At 42.2% G+C, this 18,172-nt stretch carries 14 protein-coding genes, 3 tRNA genes and 1 other RNA gene; 9 read left to right on the top strand and 9 right to left on the bottom strand.

Annotated features, from left to right (window positions below; translation table 11 throughout):
* Positions 1-47 precede the first annotated feature (47 nt).
* The 3 genes from ODOSP_RS17275 to ODOSP_RS17285 all read left to right on the top strand — a co-directional run bounded on the left by ODOSP_RS17275 (position 48) and on the right by ODOSP_RS17285 (position 1,395).
* Positions 48-135: transfer RNA gene (locus tag ODOSP_RS17275), tRNA-Ser, on the top strand.
* A 107-nt stretch (positions 136-242) separates the two neighbouring features.
* The gene (locus ODOSP_RS17280; protein ID WP_013613568.1) at positions 243-773 is read left to right on the top strand and encodes a DUF5063 domain-containing protein; all 531 of its coding nucleotides are present in this window, start codon (positions 243-245) and stop codon (positions 771-773) included.
* Positions 760-1,395, top strand: coding sequence for a 3'-5' exonuclease (locus ODOSP_RS17285; protein ID WP_228026204.1), 636 nt, complete (start codon positions 760-762; stop codon positions 1,393-1,395). Before ODOSP_RS17280 ends, ODOSP_RS17285 begins: the two co-directional genes overlap by 14 nt.
* On the opposite strand, the gene ODOSP_RS17290 is transcribed toward ODOSP_RS17285, so the two are convergent.
* Together ODOSP_RS17290 and ODOSP_RS17295 are read right to left on the bottom strand one after the other, a co-directional pair.
* Complete coding sequence (locus ODOSP_RS17290; protein ID WP_013613570.1) at positions 1,344-2,486, bottom strand: hybrid sensor histidine kinase/response regulator; 1,143 nt, start codon at positions 2,484-2,486, stop codon at positions 1,344-1,346. The genes ODOSP_RS17285 and ODOSP_RS17290 overlap by 52 nt on opposite strands.
* A 6-nt stretch (positions 2,487-2,492) precedes the next feature.
* Positions 2,493-3,239 carry a GAF domain-containing protein gene (locus ODOSP_RS17295; RefSeq protein WP_013613571.1) on the bottom strand — a complete coding sequence of 249 codons (747 nt, stop codon included), beginning with the start codon at positions 3,237-3,239 and terminating at the stop codon, positions 2,493-2,495.
* A gap of 341 nt (positions 3,240-3,580) precedes the next feature.
* Between ODOSP_RS17295 and ffs the strand changes: the two genes are divergently transcribed.
* Both ffs and ODOSP_RS17305 read left to right on the top strand, forming a co-directional pair.
* Positions 3,581-3,680: signal recognition particle sRNA small type (gene ffs / locus ODOSP_RS19055), an RNA gene on the top strand.
* Positions 3,681-3,693: 13 nt separating this feature from the next.
* A tRNA-Thr gene (locus ODOSP_RS17305) sits at positions 3,694-3,767 on the top strand.
* A 778-nt stretch (positions 3,768-4,545) separates the two neighbouring features.
* Here ODOSP_RS17305 and ODOSP_RS17310 read toward each other — a convergent pair.
* Positions 4,546-5,787, bottom strand: coding sequence for an ATP-binding protein (locus tag ODOSP_RS17310; RefSeq protein WP_013613573.1), 1,242 nt, complete (start codon positions 5,785-5,787; stop codon positions 4,546-4,548).
* Between the two features lie 478 nt (positions 5,788-6,265).
* Here ODOSP_RS17310 and ODOSP_RS17315 point away from each other — a divergent pair, with 478 nt between their 5' ends.
* Positions 6,266-7,591, top strand: a complete 1,326-nt coding sequence (locus ODOSP_RS17315; protein ID WP_013613574.1) for an ATP-binding protein — start codon at positions 6,266-6,268, stop codon at positions 7,589-7,591.
* 69 nt (positions 7,592-7,660) lie between these two features.
* On the opposite strand, the gene ODOSP_RS19330 is transcribed toward ODOSP_RS17315, so the two are convergent.
* On the bottom strand, positions 7,661-8,023 hold the full coding sequence (locus tag ODOSP_RS19330; RefSeq protein WP_071823587.1) for a hypothetical protein: 363 nt from the start codon (positions 8,021-8,023) through the stop codon (positions 7,661-7,663).
* A gap of 107 nt (positions 8,024-8,130) precedes the next feature.
* Positions 8,131-8,203: transfer RNA gene (locus ODOSP_RS17325), tRNA-Lys, on the bottom strand.
* 587 nt (positions 8,204-8,790) lie between these two features.
* Between ODOSP_RS17325 and ODOSP_RS20005 the strand changes: the two genes are divergently transcribed.
* From ODOSP_RS20005 to ODOSP_RS17335, 3 genes are all read left to right on the top strand, one after another.
* Positions 8,791-8,955, top strand: coding sequence for a hypothetical protein (locus tag ODOSP_RS20005; RefSeq protein ID WP_157741866.1), 165 nt, complete (start codon positions 8,791-8,793; stop codon positions 8,953-8,955).
* An 83-nt stretch (positions 8,956-9,038) separates the two neighbouring features.
* Complete coding sequence (locus tag ODOSP_RS17330) at positions 9,039-9,599, top strand: ComEA family DNA-binding protein (RefSeq protein ID WP_013613576.1); 561 nt, start codon at positions 9,039-9,041, stop codon at positions 9,597-9,599.
* A gap of 74 nt (positions 9,600-9,673) precedes the next feature.
* Positions 9,674-12,202: an AsmA family protein gene (locus tag ODOSP_RS17335; protein ID WP_013613577.1), complete on the top strand. Its 2,529-nt coding sequence runs from the start codon at positions 9,674-9,676 to the stop codon at positions 12,200-12,202.
* 103 nt (positions 12,203-12,305) lie between these two features.
* Here the strand turns inward: ODOSP_RS17335 and ODOSP_RS20045 are convergent, their stop codons facing one another.
* The 4 genes from ODOSP_RS20045 to ODOSP_RS17355 form a co-directional block, all read right to left on the bottom strand.
* Positions 12,306-12,938 (bottom strand): heavy-metal-associated domain-containing protein, encoded by a 633-nt coding sequence (locus ODOSP_RS20045; RefSeq protein ID WP_013613578.1) that lies wholly within the window; start codon positions 12,936-12,938, stop codon positions 12,306-12,308.
* 126 nt (positions 12,939-13,064) lie between these two features.
* Positions 13,065-15,278 (bottom strand): heavy metal translocating P-type ATPase, encoded by a 2,214-nt coding sequence (locus ODOSP_RS17345; RefSeq protein ID WP_013613579.1) that lies wholly within the window; start codon positions 15,276-15,278, stop codon positions 13,065-13,067.
* A 63-nt stretch (positions 15,279-15,341) separates the two neighbouring features.
* Complete coding sequence (locus ODOSP_RS17350) at positions 15,342-15,584, bottom strand: hypothetical protein (protein ID WP_041557040.1); 243 nt, start codon at positions 15,582-15,584, stop codon at positions 15,342-15,344.
* Between the two features lie 44 nt (positions 15,585-15,628).
* Complete coding sequence (locus tag ODOSP_RS17355; protein WP_013613580.1) at positions 15,629-18,163, bottom strand: M1 family metallopeptidase; 2,535 nt, start codon at positions 18,161-18,163, stop codon at positions 15,629-15,631.
* Between the last annotated feature and the right edge of the window lie 9 nt (positions 18,164-18,172).

Below are 18,172 nucleotides of genomic sequence, written 5' to 3' on the forward strand. Positions count from 1 at the left end.
ACTTTTTACTTTTTACTTTTTATCCTATCTTTGCCCCGCCAAAGTAAGGAAAGATGCAGGAGTGGCTGAACTGGCACGCCTGGAAAGCGTGTAATCCTCTAAAGGGATTCCGGGGTTCGAATCCCCGTCTTTCCGCAAAGAATGACATTCTGGGAGGGACCTGGAATGTCATTTTTATTTCCCGTAAGTATACCGGGATAGGAGGTAAAATGCTACCTTTGTAAAATAAAAGAAAGTAGTTTATGGAAGATTTTCAACATGTTGGATATAGCAAAGAAGTCATCGAGTTTGTTGCAGTAGCCAAGGAATTTTGTGATTTTGTGGAGACGGCACCTCAGATGCAGCGCAGGGATTTTATCCAGCGTTTGCAGAAGTTTATTCCTTTGATCTATTTGAAGGGCTCCTTGCTGCCGGAGAGTGATAGCGGAGATAGTGGATTGATCGAAGATATCGTCACCGAAGACGATTATAATTATTTATATGGACAGCTTCATCAACTGTTGGGAGAACACGATGAATACCTGGAAGTTTTCGATGATAATATGCAGTTTAGTGAAGTTCCTGTCGTACATTCGATAGCAGAGAAAACTTGTGATATATACCAGGACCTGAAGAATTTTATTTCTTCTTTCCGCTGTGGGATACCGGAAGTGATCGGAGAGGCTTTATGGCAATTGAATAATAGTTTTGAATTGTATTGGGGAAAAGCTTGTGCCGGAGTGTTGAGGGCGGTACATCATGCTGTCTATCAAATAAAAGATGAGGACGATTAAGTTTGAGAAAATGTTGACTGATTTAAAAAAGACCATAGATCGGAAAGAAATAGATCTGTTACCTCCTTACGTGTTTACGGGAGAAGTGAAGGTAATAGAAGAGGAAAGGCAGGTCGGGGAGGCGGCTGATTTTTTAAGTAAACATACTTGTCTGGGATTCGATACGGAGACCCGTCCCTCTTTTCGGAAAGGTGAAATTTATAAAGTGAGCTTATTGCAACTGGCTGTCCCGGAACGGGTTTTTCTGTTCCGGTTGAATAAATGCGGTTTCCAGCCGGCTTTGGTTCGGCTTCTGGCTAGTCCCCGGATTATAAAGATCGGTGTCGGTATCCGCGACGATAACCGGAATTTGCGTAAGTTGGCCGATTTTACACCTGCCTCCTTTGTGGATCTGCAGGAATATGCCGGATATTTTGGAATTGAAGATAAATCTTTTTCAAAATTGATGGCTATTATCTTCGGGGTGAAGATTTCTAAACGTCAGCGCACTTCCAACTGGGAAGCTCCGGCATTGACTGAAGCCCAGATTCGCTATGCCGCTACCGATGCATGGGGGGCGTTGAAAATGTATCAACGGCTTGCGGCTTTTGCAGAAGAAGAGGCTTTGGGAATAGTGAAATAGAAAGTGGTTCCTATTCCCTCTTGGGAACAGAAATGGAGTTTCCCCTTGTTCATGCGGATAAAATCACGGCATAAAATCAGGCCTAATCCACTTCCTTTTTCATTGTGAGTACCGTAGGTGGTGATGTATTCATCGGATTTCAATAAATGGGTCTGAAGATCTTTGGGTATGCCTTTCCCGTTGTCTTTGACATATATTGTCCAGTAATCACCCGAGTCTGCAAGAGATAGTTCGACTTGTCCCCCTGTATAGGTAAATTTGATGGCATTGGAAATCAGATTGCGTAATACGGTTTTTATCATGTCTTCGTCGGCGAAAATATCGAACTTCCCTTCAATACGGTTGATCAGCTCGATTTCTTTTGCATTGGCTATTGCACTGAATAGTGAGACGACTTGTCTGGCTACAGGTGTGAGGTTGAAAAGAGTAGCATAAATTTTCGTTTTACCATTTTGGTTCCGGGTCCAGCGCAAGAGATTTTCCAGCAGATTAAAAGCTTCCTCTGTCGTTTCATTGATCATCTCGAATAACTTTGAAATTTGAGGATCTTTGATTTTAACCTTTTGTGCCTCGATGGAGGAATTGATCATTTTAATGGTGCCGATAGGGGCTCTCAGGTCATGAGCGATGATGGAATACAGTTTATCCCGGGCTTCCAGACTTTTTTTCAATTTCTCGTTTTGCCGGCGGATGACCCGTTCGGCCCGGAGCAGGGATAACTGGTGCTGAACCCGGATGACCAGTTCTTGGGGACGGAAAGGTTTTGTGATAAAATCGATATTGTCATAATTCAGGCATTCCGGAATGTGATTCTCACTAGTCATGGAAGTGATAAATAAAACCGGGATGGCGCCTGTGATTTTATTGGTTTTGAAATCCTGTAAGATTGTATTCTCTTGCCGGACCGATTTGTCGATATCCAATAGGATCAGATCCGGAGAGGTGGTACGGATTCGTTGAATGGCTTCCTGTTGATTACTGGCTTCAAGAAGCATAAAATCAGCTTCCCGGAGAGTCTTTAGGATTTTTTCCGGATCACGAAAGGATGAAGTAATCACTAAAAGAGTATATTGACAGTTGTTAATTGGCATGTAGGATTATTTTACAGAAGGAATAGAACAAATTTTATCTAAATTTGTAAAATGTTGCTCCAGACTGGTCACTTCGGGGAGTTCCGGATGCTCTATTTTGTTTTTAAGTTGATCCCAGACCGGTCTTATCTCTTGTAACCAATGACGTAAATGATTCTGTTTGATTTCCAGCTCTAACCGGGCAGCTCTCTCTTGTTTGAGGTGGACAGTTAAGCGTTTTATAAGTTGATAATTATCCAATTGTAAAGCGATAACCGAGGACAGATCTTGCAGGCATTTGATTTCTTCCGGTGTCCAGGTGTGAGTCGTCGAACATTGGGTGAAAGCGATAAAAGCAAATTGTGATCCCGATTCGAATAAAGGTAATAGTAACATTTGGCGGCAATCGGTAGCTTTTAGTAACTCTGCTAATTCCGGATTACCCGACACATCCGATTCCTGAATAATTACCTGATTTTGTGTACAAAGTTGTTGTACAAGTTCCCGGTCGTATATCAGGCTGTTGTGCCTGAATTCTTCGGGAATGGCTTTTAATGACTTTTCATGCCAGTTATAAGTGATCGTATAAGTCATATTGTGATGAACCTCGATGATGTATATACGATCATGATTGCTGATTTTGCCGATCAATTCCAAAGCCTTTTCCAAACTTTGAGAAAATTTACTACCGGATGTAAATGCAATACTTAAACGCATTAAAACATCAGGAGTGATATGTTTCATTTCCATAGGAGCATGAGTATTGTCCCGCATAGCATTGAATGTTAATTTTGGGACGCTTTTTATAAATTAAACCTGTTATTTATACCTTGAATGTGTTCGAGAAGTTGCGAAGAAGAGCTTATTTAACTTTTAAAGGAGGTAAGGGTGTAGGTATAATTTTTTCTTTCTATTCCGATTTCGGGTTCTGTGTCGTCAGACCGTTCCTGGCGAACCGGTCTGACGGTATAAAACCCGAAATCGGAATAGATAGAAAAAATAAACTTACCTTTAATTTACTGGTATACAACTGTTTAATGATTATTGGGAATATTTTTTGATAAAAAGTATTCCAAATATTTGTCAGCAATATGTTTTTTTGTACTTTTGTGCCCGGGTAAGTCCTATGCGACCAGCTCCTGCAGAACCCCCCCAGGGTCGGAAGGCAGCAAGGGTATGTGGTTGTAGCGGTGCGACATAGTCAGCTTACCCGTTTTGACGAAATGATGCCTCTTTAGCTCAGCTGGCCAGAGCACGTGATTTGTAATCTCGGGGTCGTTGGTTCGAATCCGACAAGAGGCTCGAACAAAATAAGCCTTTCAACAGCAAGTTGGAAGGCTTTTTTATTTCGGGATTCTGGAACGGACCTTTCGTGTCCCGAAAAGTGTGTATTTTCCGATTGATCCCCGGAATCCGCTGTAGTCTTCTTTTATATTCTTCCTGTCTAACTTGTTCGTCTTCATAAGAACCTTCAATCCTAATTGGATCTCCAATATAAAGAGGTATAGTCATAGAATCAAATCCTGGAATTAAAGATTGACCAAAAGCTTTGTGGAAAAACATTGAAAGTTTTTCTCGAATCTTAGGAAAAGCTTTTACGCTATGAATTGGATGAGTCGGAGAATCATTTTCATTCAGAATACTGGGAGGATATACTATTGATAACCTATCATCGGTTTTAAGTTCATTTATAAAAAAAAAGGACTTAAATTATGAATATTTCCACTCACTAATCTATTATTGTCAAGATGATAAGGATATATATAATAGTTTATACCTGAATATATATATATCCACTTGTTGAATTCTTTGATTGCGTTGAACAAGATTCAATAAAAGCGACATCATTATCCGAATTCTGAAAAGTAAGATCTATGTCCTTTATTACAATCTTATGGTGTTGATTAGCTATACAAGCATAAATATCTTTTAATGATTGACTTTTTCCAGCATTATTAGGACCGACAATTCAACTATGTCGTTCTTATTTATTTTTATTGTTTCTCCATTATTAAATGTGATTGAATTTACAAACAATGCAGGTGTTTCACCTTCTTTGGTTATGATATCCATATCGTTCTTATTTATATTTATAAATTGGAATAATTGAAACCTTTTTGCCTTTCCAATTAATTTTTTCTTGTTGGTCATTGGTGACAACAAGGAGATTGTCGCAATGGAGTTCTCCGGCTACCTCAACAAGAGCGTCAAGTTCACGCTTGCGGGTTTTCTCAGAGGTCATGTCGTAGCACACTTGAATCAGCTGCTCCACCATTGTGCCTTTACGGGTAACAAAATCTATTTCTCTGTCATTGCGACTTCGGTAATAGAATAATGTTTGACCTGGGATATAACCACGACGTAATAGTTCTACAAATACTTGATTCTCCAATAATCTGCCGAGGTTCTCACTCAGATTGAAAGCCGTGCTTTGCACAAATCCATTGTCAACTACATAAACTTTTTTGGGGGCTTTGTTCATCAATTTCAGCTTGTTGTTGAAACGGGGCAGATAGAAGAACAGGTATGGTTCGCTGAGATAGTCGCAGAATTTCTTTGTAGTTGCAACGCTTGACAAACCTAATTCTCTCGCAAGGTCATTCGCTGAAATTGGATTGCAGAAATTTGAGAGCAGATAACTGGCTAGATTATATAAATCGTTTGTATTTCTTATATTATGTCGCTTGGTAATATCTTTCAGCAAGATTGAATCAAATAAAGTCGAAAGATAGCTTTTGGTAATGCTACGGGCAGAAATGGTTTCAAGATAGCCACCATTGCGCATATAGTCATCGATCAGCATGGTTGCCTGTGCAGCTTGTTCCTCTCGAAGCAGACTGATATTTTTCCAGCTCATCGTTTCTTCCAGACTGAATGGCAACATTTCAATTTGAAGGTAACGTCCGGTTAAGACAGTTGCCATTTCGCTGCTCAACATCTTGGCATTGCTTCCTGTAATTACCAAATTCTTTCCACGACGATACAGTTTACCTATCCATAAATCCCAGTCGGGAAGATTCTGAACTCCGTCAAGCAAAATGAAATCGTAACCGGGATATACATCTTCAATGGCCGACATGACCAAATCTTCATCCCATTTATCAAGTAACTGGTTGTCGTCGAAATTTAGATAGGCGAAATTCTTTCCTTGTAGCATGAGCAGCGCAAAAACCGATTTGCCTACACGTCGAGGACCCGTGATAAGTTTGATAAGCGGATTTTGTAATAGCTCGTCTGTATTATACTTGGTATGCCGTTGTTGATAGGGACGTGACATAAGCTCGTCACGTTCTGCCCGTTGATTAAGTATCGTTGTTTTCATCGTAAATCATTTTAGGTTATAAAATAGCACTTTTTATTCAATTAAATTACTGTATTGAATAAAATAGATATTATTTATTCAATAAGTATGTTGATATTGAATATATGGACTGTTTAGAGATGATAAAACGCTCATTAGTTTGGCGTAATTACCATTTTTTAATTTTATTGTTCTTCTTTTGTGGTAAACACTGAAAATTAAGTTTGTTGTGATGAGAAGGTTTACAAATAAAATTCAGTTCTCCGGACTAAGTAATCTCACTCTGCCAATTGCCTGTTAGAATTGCCGGAGTGGGATTATTTTATGGGGTTCCGTTGTTTTTGCAGGAAGAATCTACTCTTTTTTGGGTTTTCGATGCTTTAATCCTATTATATTCTCGGATTTATTAGTAACTTTGTTATTGGCTTTAAGTTTACCGCCGTAAACTTTACGGCGGTAAACTTAAAGCCAATGAAATCGAATATAAAAAGAAAAGGATATGAAATTCTACAATAGAGAAAAAGAGTTAGCATCATTGGAAAAGGTTCGGCGAGTGTCTTTTTCTGTGCATTCCCAAATGACTGTACTTACCGGTCGGCGGCGTATCGGCAAGACCAGTCTTATATTCAAGAGCTGTGAGGATACTCCTACGGTGTATCTGTTTGTCAGCCGAAGCAATGAAACAGATCTCTGTTTACGCTTTGCTTTCGAGATCCAGCAGGCACTTGATATTTATGTACCGGAACTTACCAACTTTGCAGAAATATTTCGTTTCTTAATGGATTTGGGAACACGGCTGGAATATAATCTGGTTATAGATGAATTTCAGGAGTTCTATTACATAAATCAAGAGATTTACAGTTTGATGCAGGATACTTGGGATCGGCTGAGGAAACAGAGCCATGTCAATCTTATCGTGAGTGGTTCGGTCTATACCCTTATGAATAAAATCTTCAGGGATTCAAAAGAACCGTTGTATGGCCGTGCTGACAGTATTATAAAGTTAGCACCTTTTACAACTTCCGTATTAAAAGAAATTATGTCGGATCATAAGGCTGACTATACTAAAGATGACTTGTTGGCACTCTATACCTTTACCGGTGGTGTTCCAAAATATATCGAGCAATTTATGGACAATGGATGTACAAGTATGGAAAGCATGGTCGATTTCATGTTGCAACCCGATTCATCCTTTTTGACTGAAGGACAGGCTTTGCTGGTACAGGAGTTCGGAAAAAAATACGGTAATTACTTTTCTATCTTATCAGCAATCTCCAACGGTAAGAATACCCTGCCGGAAATAGAAACGGTTATGGGTGGTATGAGTCTGGGCGGACAATTGAAGAGATTGGAAGAAGATTATAATCTGGTAAAGAAGAAACGGCCTATACTTTCAAAGGAGGGTTCCCAGACCGTCCGTTATGAAGTATCGGATATGTTTTTACGTTTCTGGTTCCGGTATTTTATCAAGTATCAAAATTATATAGAGATACAGAATTTTGAACGCTTGGCTGATATTATAAAAAAGGATTATCCGACATTCTCCGGCTTGGCTTTGGAAATGTATTTCCGCCAAAAGATGATGGAAGGCAAGGAATTTGCAGATATAGGTTCTTGGTGGCAAGGCAAGAATAAAAAAGATCAGGATGAAATAGATATTGTCGGACTATATGCGGAAGAGAAAAAAGCTCTGGTAGCAGAGGTGAAAAGACAATCCAAAAATTTCAAGCCGGATTTGTTTGCGCTTAAAGTAGAGGAATTACGGAAGAAAGGTTTGTTTAAGTATGAGATAGAGAGCAGGCTTTTTTCAATGGAAGACATGTAGATGTGAATTTTATTTAAATACCATGATTACCAAAATTGATATTGAAAGATTTGGATTGTTCTCAAATTATTATTGGAAACAACATATTCTATATACCCATGGTTTGGGCTTTTCGGATTGGTCAGGATCGGGATCGTCCTTGTTGCCGGACTTGGGGACGCCTCCGATGACGAGCTTGCCGCCGAGTACTCTCATTGCCTCTTTGATGCTGATGCTTTTGGGCATTCCGCTTAGTTTGGGCGGAGTACGCTGTCTGTCGGTGAGAAAGTCGGGCATCCGGTGGACATAAGGCTCGGCAGAGGGTGTATCCTGCATGGGAATACTGTCCGGTGAAGGACTGCCGGGCGGAGTATCGGCGACAGATATGCCGGCGGCGGGGGCGTTATCCTGTCCGTCGGGCGTTATCGGTTGGGAGGGTACAACTTCGATCACGCTGTCGGTGCTTTTTCCTGCGCATCCGCTGTTTTTTGAGGTTTTGCCTAAAAATAAATACTCCCGAAATTCATTGAATTTTAGGAGTATTTTTTTGCTTGTTTTTGTGATCCAGCTGGGATTCGAACCCAGGACCCCAACATTAAAAGTGTTGTGCTCTACCGGCTGAGCTACTGAATCGGGCCACAATGTTTCTCAATTGCGGGTGCAAATATAGGGAGTTTTTCGTTAGTTACAAAAAATGGTTGCTGTTTTTTCTGAATATTTTTATATGCTTTCGTTTAATCTATTCGTTATAAGTTATATAGCATATTACAAAATAGGTAGGTTTATTTTTCTTTCTATTCCGATTCCGGTTTTTATACCGTCAGACCGGTTCGCCAGGAACGGTCCGGTAAGGCTTTCGTTGATTTCATCGGTTCTTCTCCTGCTCGGAAAAACAAAATCTTTTGTTTTTCTCTCGCTTATTCGAAGAACTCACTGACCGGCGGAACTCCTCACTGTGCAAAAAAACTTTACGTTACGTTTCCGTCAGACACCACCGATCGGACGTTCGGAAAACCTAACCGGACACTCGTTCCCGCTCCAATGGTCCTCCGGCATAAAACCCTGCATCTCACGGCAGAGCTAACCGGCAAAGAAAATACAACCAGAAATTTGCAGTAGCAGGAAACCAGACCGTCCGGATTATTTTCGGGGGGAATGGTATTTCTCAAATCAAGATTAGTCTGCAATTTAGTGATAACGTAAGTCGGAGGTGTTCGTGTTTGGAGACCATTGGAGCTCTGTCGGGTGTCGTCTTGCTTTTTCTGAACGCCCGACCGGTGGTGTCTGACGAACGTAGTGAGGAGTTCCGCCGGTCAGTGATAGAAAAAGGTAGACGACCGACAGAAGCGACCGGGTCTCCAAACACGAACACCGAAGACGAATAAGTAACAAAATAATTCTAGGATTTTTGTTTCTTATCCCGGAAAAATGTTGTAACTTTTATAGGCCATTTAAAATCGGGTGTGTCATGATATTCAATAGTACAGAACGGGAAGGGGTACTGGTCATGCTGTTATTGATCACAGGCCTTATTGTTATTCCGCGGTTTGTCCGGTCGGGGAAACCTGCATTCTTTTTGTTGCCGGAAGTAATCAATATAGAAAAGGATTCTCTTCGTCCGGTATCACATCGGGAAATTTCTCCTCCCTTGGAATTGAATACGGCGGACAGCAGTGCGTTGGTCAGAATCCGGGGAATCGGTCCTTACTATGCAAGTAAAATCATCAAATACCGACAGAGATTGGGAGGTTTTTATGCCGTCCGGCAGCTGAAAGAGTTAAAGATGAATCACTTCAATGTCGATTCGTGCGCTGGGGTATTTACCGTCGATCCTTCAAAGATCGTGAAATACAGGTTGGACACCATGAGTTTTAAAGCTATACTCCGGCATCCCTATCTCGAATATGAGGATGTACAGATGATCTTCAATGCCAAGCGCAAATACGACTCTCTTTCTTTCCAACTGCTCGAAGAAAAGAAAGTACTTCCGGCTTATAAACTCAAAAAAATAAAGCCTTATTTCCAATAAGTTCACAAAATAGAATAACTTTGTGAACAATCCGGTGGACACCGGCCGTTTAAAACAACTAAAAAATACTGACGATGAAAAAAGTATTCATTACACTGGGTGTACTCATTCTTGTTGTAATTACAGCTTTAATGGTCATCCCTACTTTTTTTAAAGGAGATATACTCCAAATTATTGAAAAGCAATCCGCCAAATACATCAATGCGAAATTGAAAATCGGCGATATGAACCTGAGCATGTTCATAAGTTTTCCTAATCTGAATGTTGCCTTGAAAGAGGTGATGATTACCGGGCAGGATGAATTTGCAGGAGATACCGTCGTTTACATTCCGTTGTTCGAGGCTTCGGTGAATTTGAAGTCACTGATAGCAGGAGATGAACTCATTGTAAACCAACTTTTGCTTAAAAATTGCCGTATCGCTCCGACAGTAAATAGCGAAGGGAAAGCCAACTGGGATATCCTATTGTCTTCCGGTTCGCAAACTTCCGCCACTACGGAAACTCCGCCCGACGAACCGAAAGGCAAGGCGGAGAGAGGCCTTCGTTTAAATGATATCGCCATTGAAAATTTATTCATCACTTACAATGATTTTCAGCATTCGACTTATGCCAGCATTGCAGATATCGATTTAAAACTCAATGGGAATTTTTCGGAAACCAATACGCTGATCGATATTTTCCTTGCTCTGCAAAATATTTCATATCGGCACCAAAACAGTGTCTGGATCAATAAGACCGATCTGAAATGGCAGGCCGTTATCGGAGCCAATCTCAAAGAGATGACTTTCGATATTCAGAAAAATGACCTGGCCCTGAACGATCTCAAACTCGATTTAACCGGAAATATCGGGGTCGGAGAGGACAAATATAAACTGGATTTGCAATTGAATGCTCCGGATACCAAATTTGCCAGTTTGTTGGCTATGGTGCCCAAAACGTTGCAACATTATATCGAGGGATTGGAAACCAGTGGTGATTTTAAGCTGAATGTTACGGCTAAAGGAGAATATTATGCCGATCATCTCCCGGCTCTGCAGGCAAATTTACTTGTCAATAATGCTTCTGTAAAATATCCCGAATTACCGGAAGCTATCCGTCAAATCAATATCGATCTGAACGTGAGCAATCCCGGAGGACCTGTCGATTCAACACAACTGAACCTGAAAAAATTATCGTTCGATATAGCGGGTAATCCATTCAGTATGTATTTGAATATCAGTAATCCTAACGATCCGGTGCTTGCCGGAGGTGCAGTCGGGGTTATTAATTTCTCCAATCTGAAGAAAGCCCTTCCACTGAAAGATATTACCCTGCAGGGAATCGTCACGACCGATATGACATTCAACGGGAAATATCAATATATCGAGAAAGAACAATATGAGAAATTTATTGCCAAAGGAAATATTATTTTAAAAGATCTTCTTTTGGTCAATGCTGAATTTCCGGAAGGTATTTCTATCCCGCAGGGATCTGTTACGATTACTCCGGCTCAGTTGAATCTGAAACAGTTACAGGCAAAAGTTTTTTCCTCGGATTTCACTTTACAAGGAAATATTTCGAACTATCTTCCTTATGTTTTCAAAAATGAAACGCTGAAAGGTAACTTCTCTCTGCATTCGAACCGAATAAATTTGAATGAATTCATTATCGCCCAAGCCAAAGCGGCCCGCCAAACAAAGAGCGATACTACGGCCCGGGCTTCGGCCGACTCTATCGCCTTGACGAACAAACCGACCGCAGCAGAAGGAGCTTTGGAGATTCCCAAAAACATCGACGTACAATTTACCAGTAATATCAGTACTATCCTTTTCGATAATCTGACTATCCGTAATGTAAAAGGGCAAATTTCTTTGGATAATGCGGTCGCCACACTGAAAAATCTCAGTATGGATATGTTGGAAGGTAAAATGGTGATGAACGGACAATATAATACAGCCAATCCGAAGATTCCGACAGTAGATTTCAAGCTGAATATATCCGACTTCGATATCCATGCCGCCTACGAGGCTTTCACTTTCCTGCGGAAGAGTATTCCGGTAGCGATGAACTGTAGCGGACAAGTTTCGGCTGCCATGAACTTCAGTTCTGCCCTGGATAAAGAAATGAGTCCGGTAATGACGACAGCAAACGGTGGGGGATATCTCGAATCAAAAGGTATTCTGATCAACGACAATCCGGCGATGAACCAGTTGGCTAGTGTGATGAAGAACGACGAACTTAGCCGGTTGAGTATCAGTAAGCTGAAAATCGATTTCAAACTCGAAAACGGGAATATTATCGTCGAACCGTTTAAGACCAGTTTTGCAGGTAATCCGGTGACCATTTATGGAAATCAAACCGTCGACGGGCAGCTCGATTATACCTTATCGATGAACATCGACCGTAAATTTTTCGGCAAGGACATCGACAACCTCCTGAAATCTATTCCGGGTTCGGACAATATTAAAAATCTGGATATCGATGCAAAGGTCGAGGGAACGCTGTCGAAGCCGGTTATCAAACCCGACCTTTCCAAAGCGATCAAAGCGGTCACCAAAGCAGCAGAGAAAGAATTGAAAGGTAATCTGTTACAGGGAATACAGAATCTCTTTAAAAAGAAATAAATTTCTTCTAAACGGGAACAACAGAGTAAAACAGCATATTCTCCGTTTGCTCCGTTGTTCCCGTTTTATCTTAATAACTAACCGTCTCTTCAGGTATTATTATCTAATAGGGAGGAGTAAATTTTCCTTCTGCCGGAAAATCCGGTGAATTTTCCGTTGTCCCATAAGGTTTCGGATGATCGTCTAAAGTCTCCGATTCTTCCTTCAGCTCATCCATATAATCGGAGAGGTTGTCTTTGGCGTTCTGATCGTCATTCTCGATAAGCTCATCCATAGTTTTATTATAAGCCTTTGTCTGTTGGGCAAAAATCCCTTTCGATTGGTCACTTTCTGCCCGTTCGTAATTTGAAGCTCCCTGAATATCGTCCTCGGTAGTCTCATCATTAGCCATCTTTTGGCTTTTTCCTGGTTTTTCGGTATTACCACAACCACAGCCTTTAATTGTAGTTGGCTTGGACTGTTTATCGGATTCTTTTTTCACGTCCTTCATAGCTTTGTCGTTTTTAGTTATATATGATTCAACCGGGTAAACCTCTGCAAGATAGCCCGCTTCAGCAAGTATCCGTTCTACCGATGCAACAGCTTTCTCATCTTTGGCCTTTATTGTCAAAATCCGGTCAGGGCTTTTCAGATCGATCGACCAACTTTGGATTTCATCTGTTATATCCAATTGTGATTTAACCTTGGCAACACAATTATTGCATTTCAAATTCGTTTTAAACTTAAATGTTTTCATGTCCTATTCTTAAAAAACTTTATAAACTTAAATTTATCGTCCCGATAAATTTAACTACACTCATACGAACGCTTAAACTTCAGAATGGTTACCCAATAATTGGAAATTGAGATTTAAAAATTGAAATCAGATTTTTTTTGCTTTGATGCGTAAGCTGTTCGTAACGACGGAAACCGAACTGAAAGCCATCGCAGCGGCAGCTATCATCGGATTGAGTAAAAAACCGCAACAGGGATAGAGAATGCCTGCTGCCAGGGGAATACCGATCAGGTTATAAATAAATGCCCAAAACAGATTTTGCCGGATAGCAGCGACCGTTTGCTTCGAGAGGGCCCAGGCTTTCGGGATAGCATTCAGATCAGAGGTAATCAAAGTGATCTTCGCCACATCGATTGCAATATCCGAACCTTTTCCCATTGCGATGCTGACATCGGCTTGGGCCAAAGCCTGCGAATCGTTGATACCGTCACCTGCCATCGCTACAATCTTGCCCTGTTGTTGTAGTTCCTTCACGAAATCGGCTTTATCCGATGGCATGACTTCTGCCTTGAAATGTTTCAGGCCGATACTATCGGCTACGGCCCGGGCTGTGATCCGATTATCTCCGGTGAGCATATATACTTCGATACCTTCTGCCTGCAAACGTTCGATAGCTTTTACAGACCCAGGCTTCATCCGGTCGGCGATGACAATTAAAGCCAACACTTGTTTGCTATCGGCAAAATAAACGACGGTTTTCCCTTCCAGACTACAAGCATCGGCTTGTTCTGCCTGTTCACTTTCCCGGGAGATTCCGTTCATTTCCAGCAAACGGCGATTCCCTACAAAATAGGATTCCCCATTGATCACACCTTGTATGCCCTGTCCCGTCAGACTATTGAATTCTCCCTTCAGATTCGTCTTTATCCCTTCTTCCGTCAGATGGAGTACCACAGCATCGGCCAGAGGATGTTCGGAACGGCTTTCCATAAACAATAAAACTTCCATACTGTGTCGTAAATCTATCCCCGGATTCCAGAAAATATCGGTAACCACAGGTTTCCCTTCGGTAATCGTTCCGGTTTTATCTAAAACTACGGCTTGTACTTTACACAATTGTTCCAGGCTCTGTGCATCCCGGATCAGAATATTGTTCTCAGCCCCTTTGCCGATACCTACCATAATTGCCGTCGGGGTCGCCAATCCCAATGCACAGGGACAGGCGATAACCAATACAGTTACCGAGGTCAGCAAGGCATGTGTAAAAGCGAGTTCTCCACCGGCAATCATCCAGCCGATAAAAGTAAGCGCTGCGATACCGATTACGGCAGGTACAAAAATAGCAGCAATTCTGTCGACCAACTGTTGTACCGGAGCTTTACTACCCTGGGCCTCCTGTACCATCTTGATAATCTGGGCTAAAATAGTCTCGCTCCCGACTTTTTCGGCCATGAATTTAAAACTCCCTTTCTGATTGATCGTACCTGTATAGACATGTGTACCGGGCACTTTCTCGACGGGTACCGGTTCGCCGGTAATCATGCTCTCGTCGACAAAAGAAACTCCTTCTGTGACACTGCCGTCGACCGGAATTTTATCTCCGGGTTTCACCAATAGTATGTCTCCGGGTTGTACTGCTTTGATCGGGATCACCTGTTCCGTACCGTCTTCGAGAATCCGGATCACCTCTTTGGGCTGTAATCCGATCAGTTTACGGATAGCTGTCGAAGTATTCGATTTTGCACGGCTTTCCAATAAACGGCCTAATAAAATTAAAGCGATGATCACTGCTGCCGCTTCATAATAAATATGAGCTTCCAGTCCCCGGTCCGTCCAATAGGTGGGCCATAGGGTATTGAACAGACTGAACAGAAAGGCGACTCCTGTACTGACCGCCACCAAAGTATCCATATTGGCATGTCCATGTTTCAATTGTCGCCAGGCATTAATGAAAAAATCCCTTCCGAATACCAGTAGGACCGGCAAGGTAAATCCCAGCATGATCCAGTTGCCATAGGGCATATGCATAAAAAACATCCCGATCACAAAAACAGGGAGGGATAGCAATAACGCTCCTATCGTTTTCCGGCGTAGTTTATCATAGGCTTCTCGTTGTAAAATTTCGGCCTGTTCAGGCTCTGTCTCATTTTCCAACAACAGATCGTAGCCTGCTTCCTGTACCGTTTTTTGCAAATCTTTATCGGAAACAAGCGCAGGGTTATATTCCACTATGACGTCCGAAGCGGCGAAATTTACTCTGGCTTCTATGACACCCTTACGTTCGGATAATGCCTGTTGAATATTGGCAGCACAACCGGCACAACTCATACCGATCACATAAAATGACTTTTTTTCATTCATAACCTATCCGTTTTATCCCTTTACGTGAACTCAGGGGCTTAGTTTCAAATCAGTTATAAAATCCTATTTCTCCTGTTTCCGAAAGGCATCATGGATGGTAATCCCGGTAGAGATCCTCCGGTATTTGTCTCCTCTTTCCTCTGCAATAAACACATGATACTCGAAATTATTAATCGTTTGACGTAAAGCAGGGAACTTCTGGCCGATGAAATGCCAGACTCTGTAAGTATACCGGAAAGCCAACTGGTTATTGGTACTTACTCCGATTTTATACGAAATGGAAATATTCTTTATATTGCCCTTCAAATAGTAAAGGACACCATTGAAATCACCGTATATGCCTGAATATTTTATCGGTACAAATGGTCGGCACTTTGTAAAATCTTATTTTTCAGCAGAACGGGATAATCAGGATGTTGTTCCAGAAATTGCCGGACTACTTGTGCCGCTTCCGGGGAATTATGTCCGCGCAATGTAGCTGAAATCCAGTTCTTGGGGAAAAAGATATCTCCGGTACGCTGCACTTCCTGTAATTCCTGTAAAGCCGGCCTGATGTACTTCACGGCTTGCTGTTGCCGGAGAGGGTGGTTGAGATATCCGACGATCTGGGTAACCCAAGGTTCTATCCGACGGTTCCCGGCGATCAATAAAGACCGAAATAGGGAATCCCGCGTTTCTGTTTCAGGAGCTACGGCCCGGACAATAAAGTTAAATTCTCTTTTCCGGTCGGGGTCCTGAATACGGGTCGCCTGTGTCGCCCTGATTTCCTCATATTTTTCAGGCATACGTACAGCCAATTCATAAGCCATTTTAGTATAATCGCTCTCTCCTAAAGCCAAGCCGGTAAAAGATTTCTGTTCTTTCCACATCCGGTAAATTTCCTGTGTCGTCGCCGGTTGCCGGAAGGTTCCGAGCAAAGCCCTGAAAGCAGCCTGTTGACAACCTTTTCCTCCCGGTTTGCGTGCTAATCCGAGCAGGCTTTCTTCAAGCTCTTCACTTCCTGCAATCTGTCCGTGCAGGGCCATCTCATTCAAATAGGCGATCGAAGTAGAAATAATCAAAGGTTCGGTTTCGGTTTTCAAATTACTGATCAACATCCGGGCAAAAGCCAAACCATCTACACGGCCGTGCAGACGGTTTTCATTCAAATTGATCAATAAAGCCAAACGGGTTTCAGGTGCTTTCGCGAAAGTATTCAAATGCGCTAAAGCATAGGCAATCGTCCGCTGATCCAGTACGAAATAGCCATAGGCTTCACCATTTTGATTCAGAAAAATGCAGGACTCATCCGCAGACCGGTTCTGAAAAACGGTCACCGCAGAATCGGATACCAAAGTCACTTCATGCACAGAGGACTGGAGTGTATCTGCATTTTTTCCCTCATAGAGGGCTATACTTATATTTTGGGGCCAACTCAATCCTCTATGCCAGGGATCTTTTTGCCGCACGACCAAGGTCCGGTCATGCCACGAAGCGGAAATTTCCGGCATCCCTTTTTCATTTACCCAACTATTACTCCAGGCCACCAGATCCTTATCGGTATACTTATTGAGAATAGTAATCAGATTATCCCATGTGGCATTCCCATATAAATAAGTCTGCAAATATTCCCGGATACCTTTTTGAAAAGCTTCTTCTCCCAATAGTTTCAGTAACATATTCATAACGATGGGCGCTTTATCATAGACAATCTGTCCGTAAATCAAACCGGCATCCTTTAAGTTTTCCAAAGGTTGTTTTATCGAGGTTGAGCCGGCTGTACGGTCTTCCGCATAAGCCGGAATATAAAAATTACGCAAATCGTTCAGAAGGTGATTGACTCCCGGAAACTCCGGCCGGGTCATCTGGGAGGCAAAATAATTGGCGAATACTTCTTTGGTCCACACATCGTCGAACCAGGCCATTGTCACGGCATCTCCAAACCACATATGTGTCGTTTCGTGAGCGATCAGTTCCATCCGTCCCAGTTCTTCTTCTATGGTCGGATGCGGCCCTAAGAACATGCGTTTATCATTGTATAACACCGCACCCGGATGTTCCATACCACCGAACTGAAATCCCGGTACAATCACCAGATCGTATTTATCGAACGGATAGGGGATTCCGGTATAGTCCTCGAGCCATTTCAGAGAAGCGAAAACCTGATCGAAAATGATCGTATGCTGGGCCACTTTCTGAGGATCGGTTTCCCGGTAATACATGACTATCGTTTTACCGTCCCGGCTTTCTGCCAGTTGTTGCCATTTCCCGGCTACAAAAGAAAATAAATAGGTACTCAGGGGTTGGGTCGGCTGAAAAGCGATCAGTTTCCGGCCTTCATGGAGGGTTTCGGACTCGACGGCTGCATTGGCTACGGCTACCCATTGCTCCGGGATATCCAGCTGCAAGGTAAAAACAGCTTTCATGTCCGGTTGGTCGAAACAAGGAAATAAGGTTCGGGCACGTTCGGGTACCAACAAGGTGTATAAAAATTCATCGTTCCGGTTCAGGGATTGATTACCGGCAATAAAATCGATCTCGATCTCATTCGCTCCTTTTTTCAGGTAATCGGTCCCTACTACAATATGTTCATTCGAAATCCGGATCGAATCCGGTCGTCCATTCACTTTCAGTTGTTTCACTTTGTGGGGATCTTCGCGAAAATCCAATACGACAGGCTGTACTTTTTCCTGCTTCAGTGTGATCTGTACTTTCCCGATGACCTCTTCCTGTTTATTTTCAGGAATCCGGAATTTCAGCCGGTATTGCAAATTGCTTATATCTTGTTTGCGTTGCCGGGCCAACCCGATGCTTACTCCGGTTTCCGGTTCCTTCCCTTCGGGGCGGCATCCGGCCAATAATTCTACTACTCCCAACAGGATTATAAAAAACAACTGTTTTTTCATAAATCTATG

It is taken from the genome of Odoribacter splanchnicus DSM 20712 (assembly GCF_000190535.1).
Taxonomy (GTDB): domain Bacteria; phylum Bacteroidota; class Bacteroidia; order Bacteroidales; family Marinifilaceae; genus Odoribacter; species Odoribacter splanchnicus.

What these genes read in the sequence shown, in the direction of transcription:
- ODOSP_RS17315 (WP_013613574.1), top strand. Translation starts at nt 6,266, where the DNA reads ATGAAATTCTACAATAGAGAAAAAGAGTTAGCATCATTGGAAAAGGTT.
- ODOSP_RS17335 (WP_013613577.1), top strand. Translation starts at nt 9,674, where the DNA reads ATGAAAAAAGTATTCATTACACTGGGTGTACTCATTCTTGTTGTAATT.
- ODOSP_RS17330 (WP_013613576.1), top strand. Translation starts at nt 9,039, where the DNA reads ATGATATTCAATAGTACAGAACGGGAAGGGGTACTGGTCATGCTGTTA.
- ODOSP_RS17345 (WP_013613579.1), bottom strand. Translation starts at nt 15,278, where the DNA reads ATGAATGAAAAAAAGTCATTTTATGTGATCGGTATGAGTTGTGCCGGT.
- ODOSP_RS17310 (WP_013613573.1), bottom strand. Translation starts at nt 5,787, where the DNA reads ATGAAAACAACGATACTTAATCAACGGGCAGAACGTGACGAGCTTATG.
- ODOSP_RS17285 (WP_228026204.1), top strand. Translation starts at nt 760, where the DNA reads ATGAGGACGATTAAGTTTGAGAAAATGTTGACTGATTTAAAAAAGACC.
- ODOSP_RS17355 (WP_013613580.1), bottom strand. Translation starts at nt 18,163, where the DNA reads ATGAAAAAACAGTTGTTTTTTATAATCCTGTTGGGAGTAGTAGAATTA.
- ODOSP_RS17295 (WP_013613571.1), bottom strand. Translation starts at nt 3,239, where the DNA reads ATGCGGGACAATACTCATGCTCCTATGGAAATGAAACATATCACTCCT.
- ODOSP_RS17290 (WP_013613570.1), bottom strand. Translation starts at nt 2,486, where the DNA reads ATGCCAATTAACAACTGTCAATATACTCTTTTAGTGATTACTTCATCC.
- ODOSP_RS17280 (WP_013613568.1), top strand. Translation starts at nt 243, where the DNA reads ATGGAAGATTTTCAACATGTTGGATATAGCAAAGAAGTCATCGAGTTT.
- ODOSP_RS20045 (WP_013613578.1), bottom strand. Translation starts at nt 12,938, where the DNA reads ATGAAAACATTTAAGTTTAAAACGAATTTGAAATGCAATAATTGTGTT.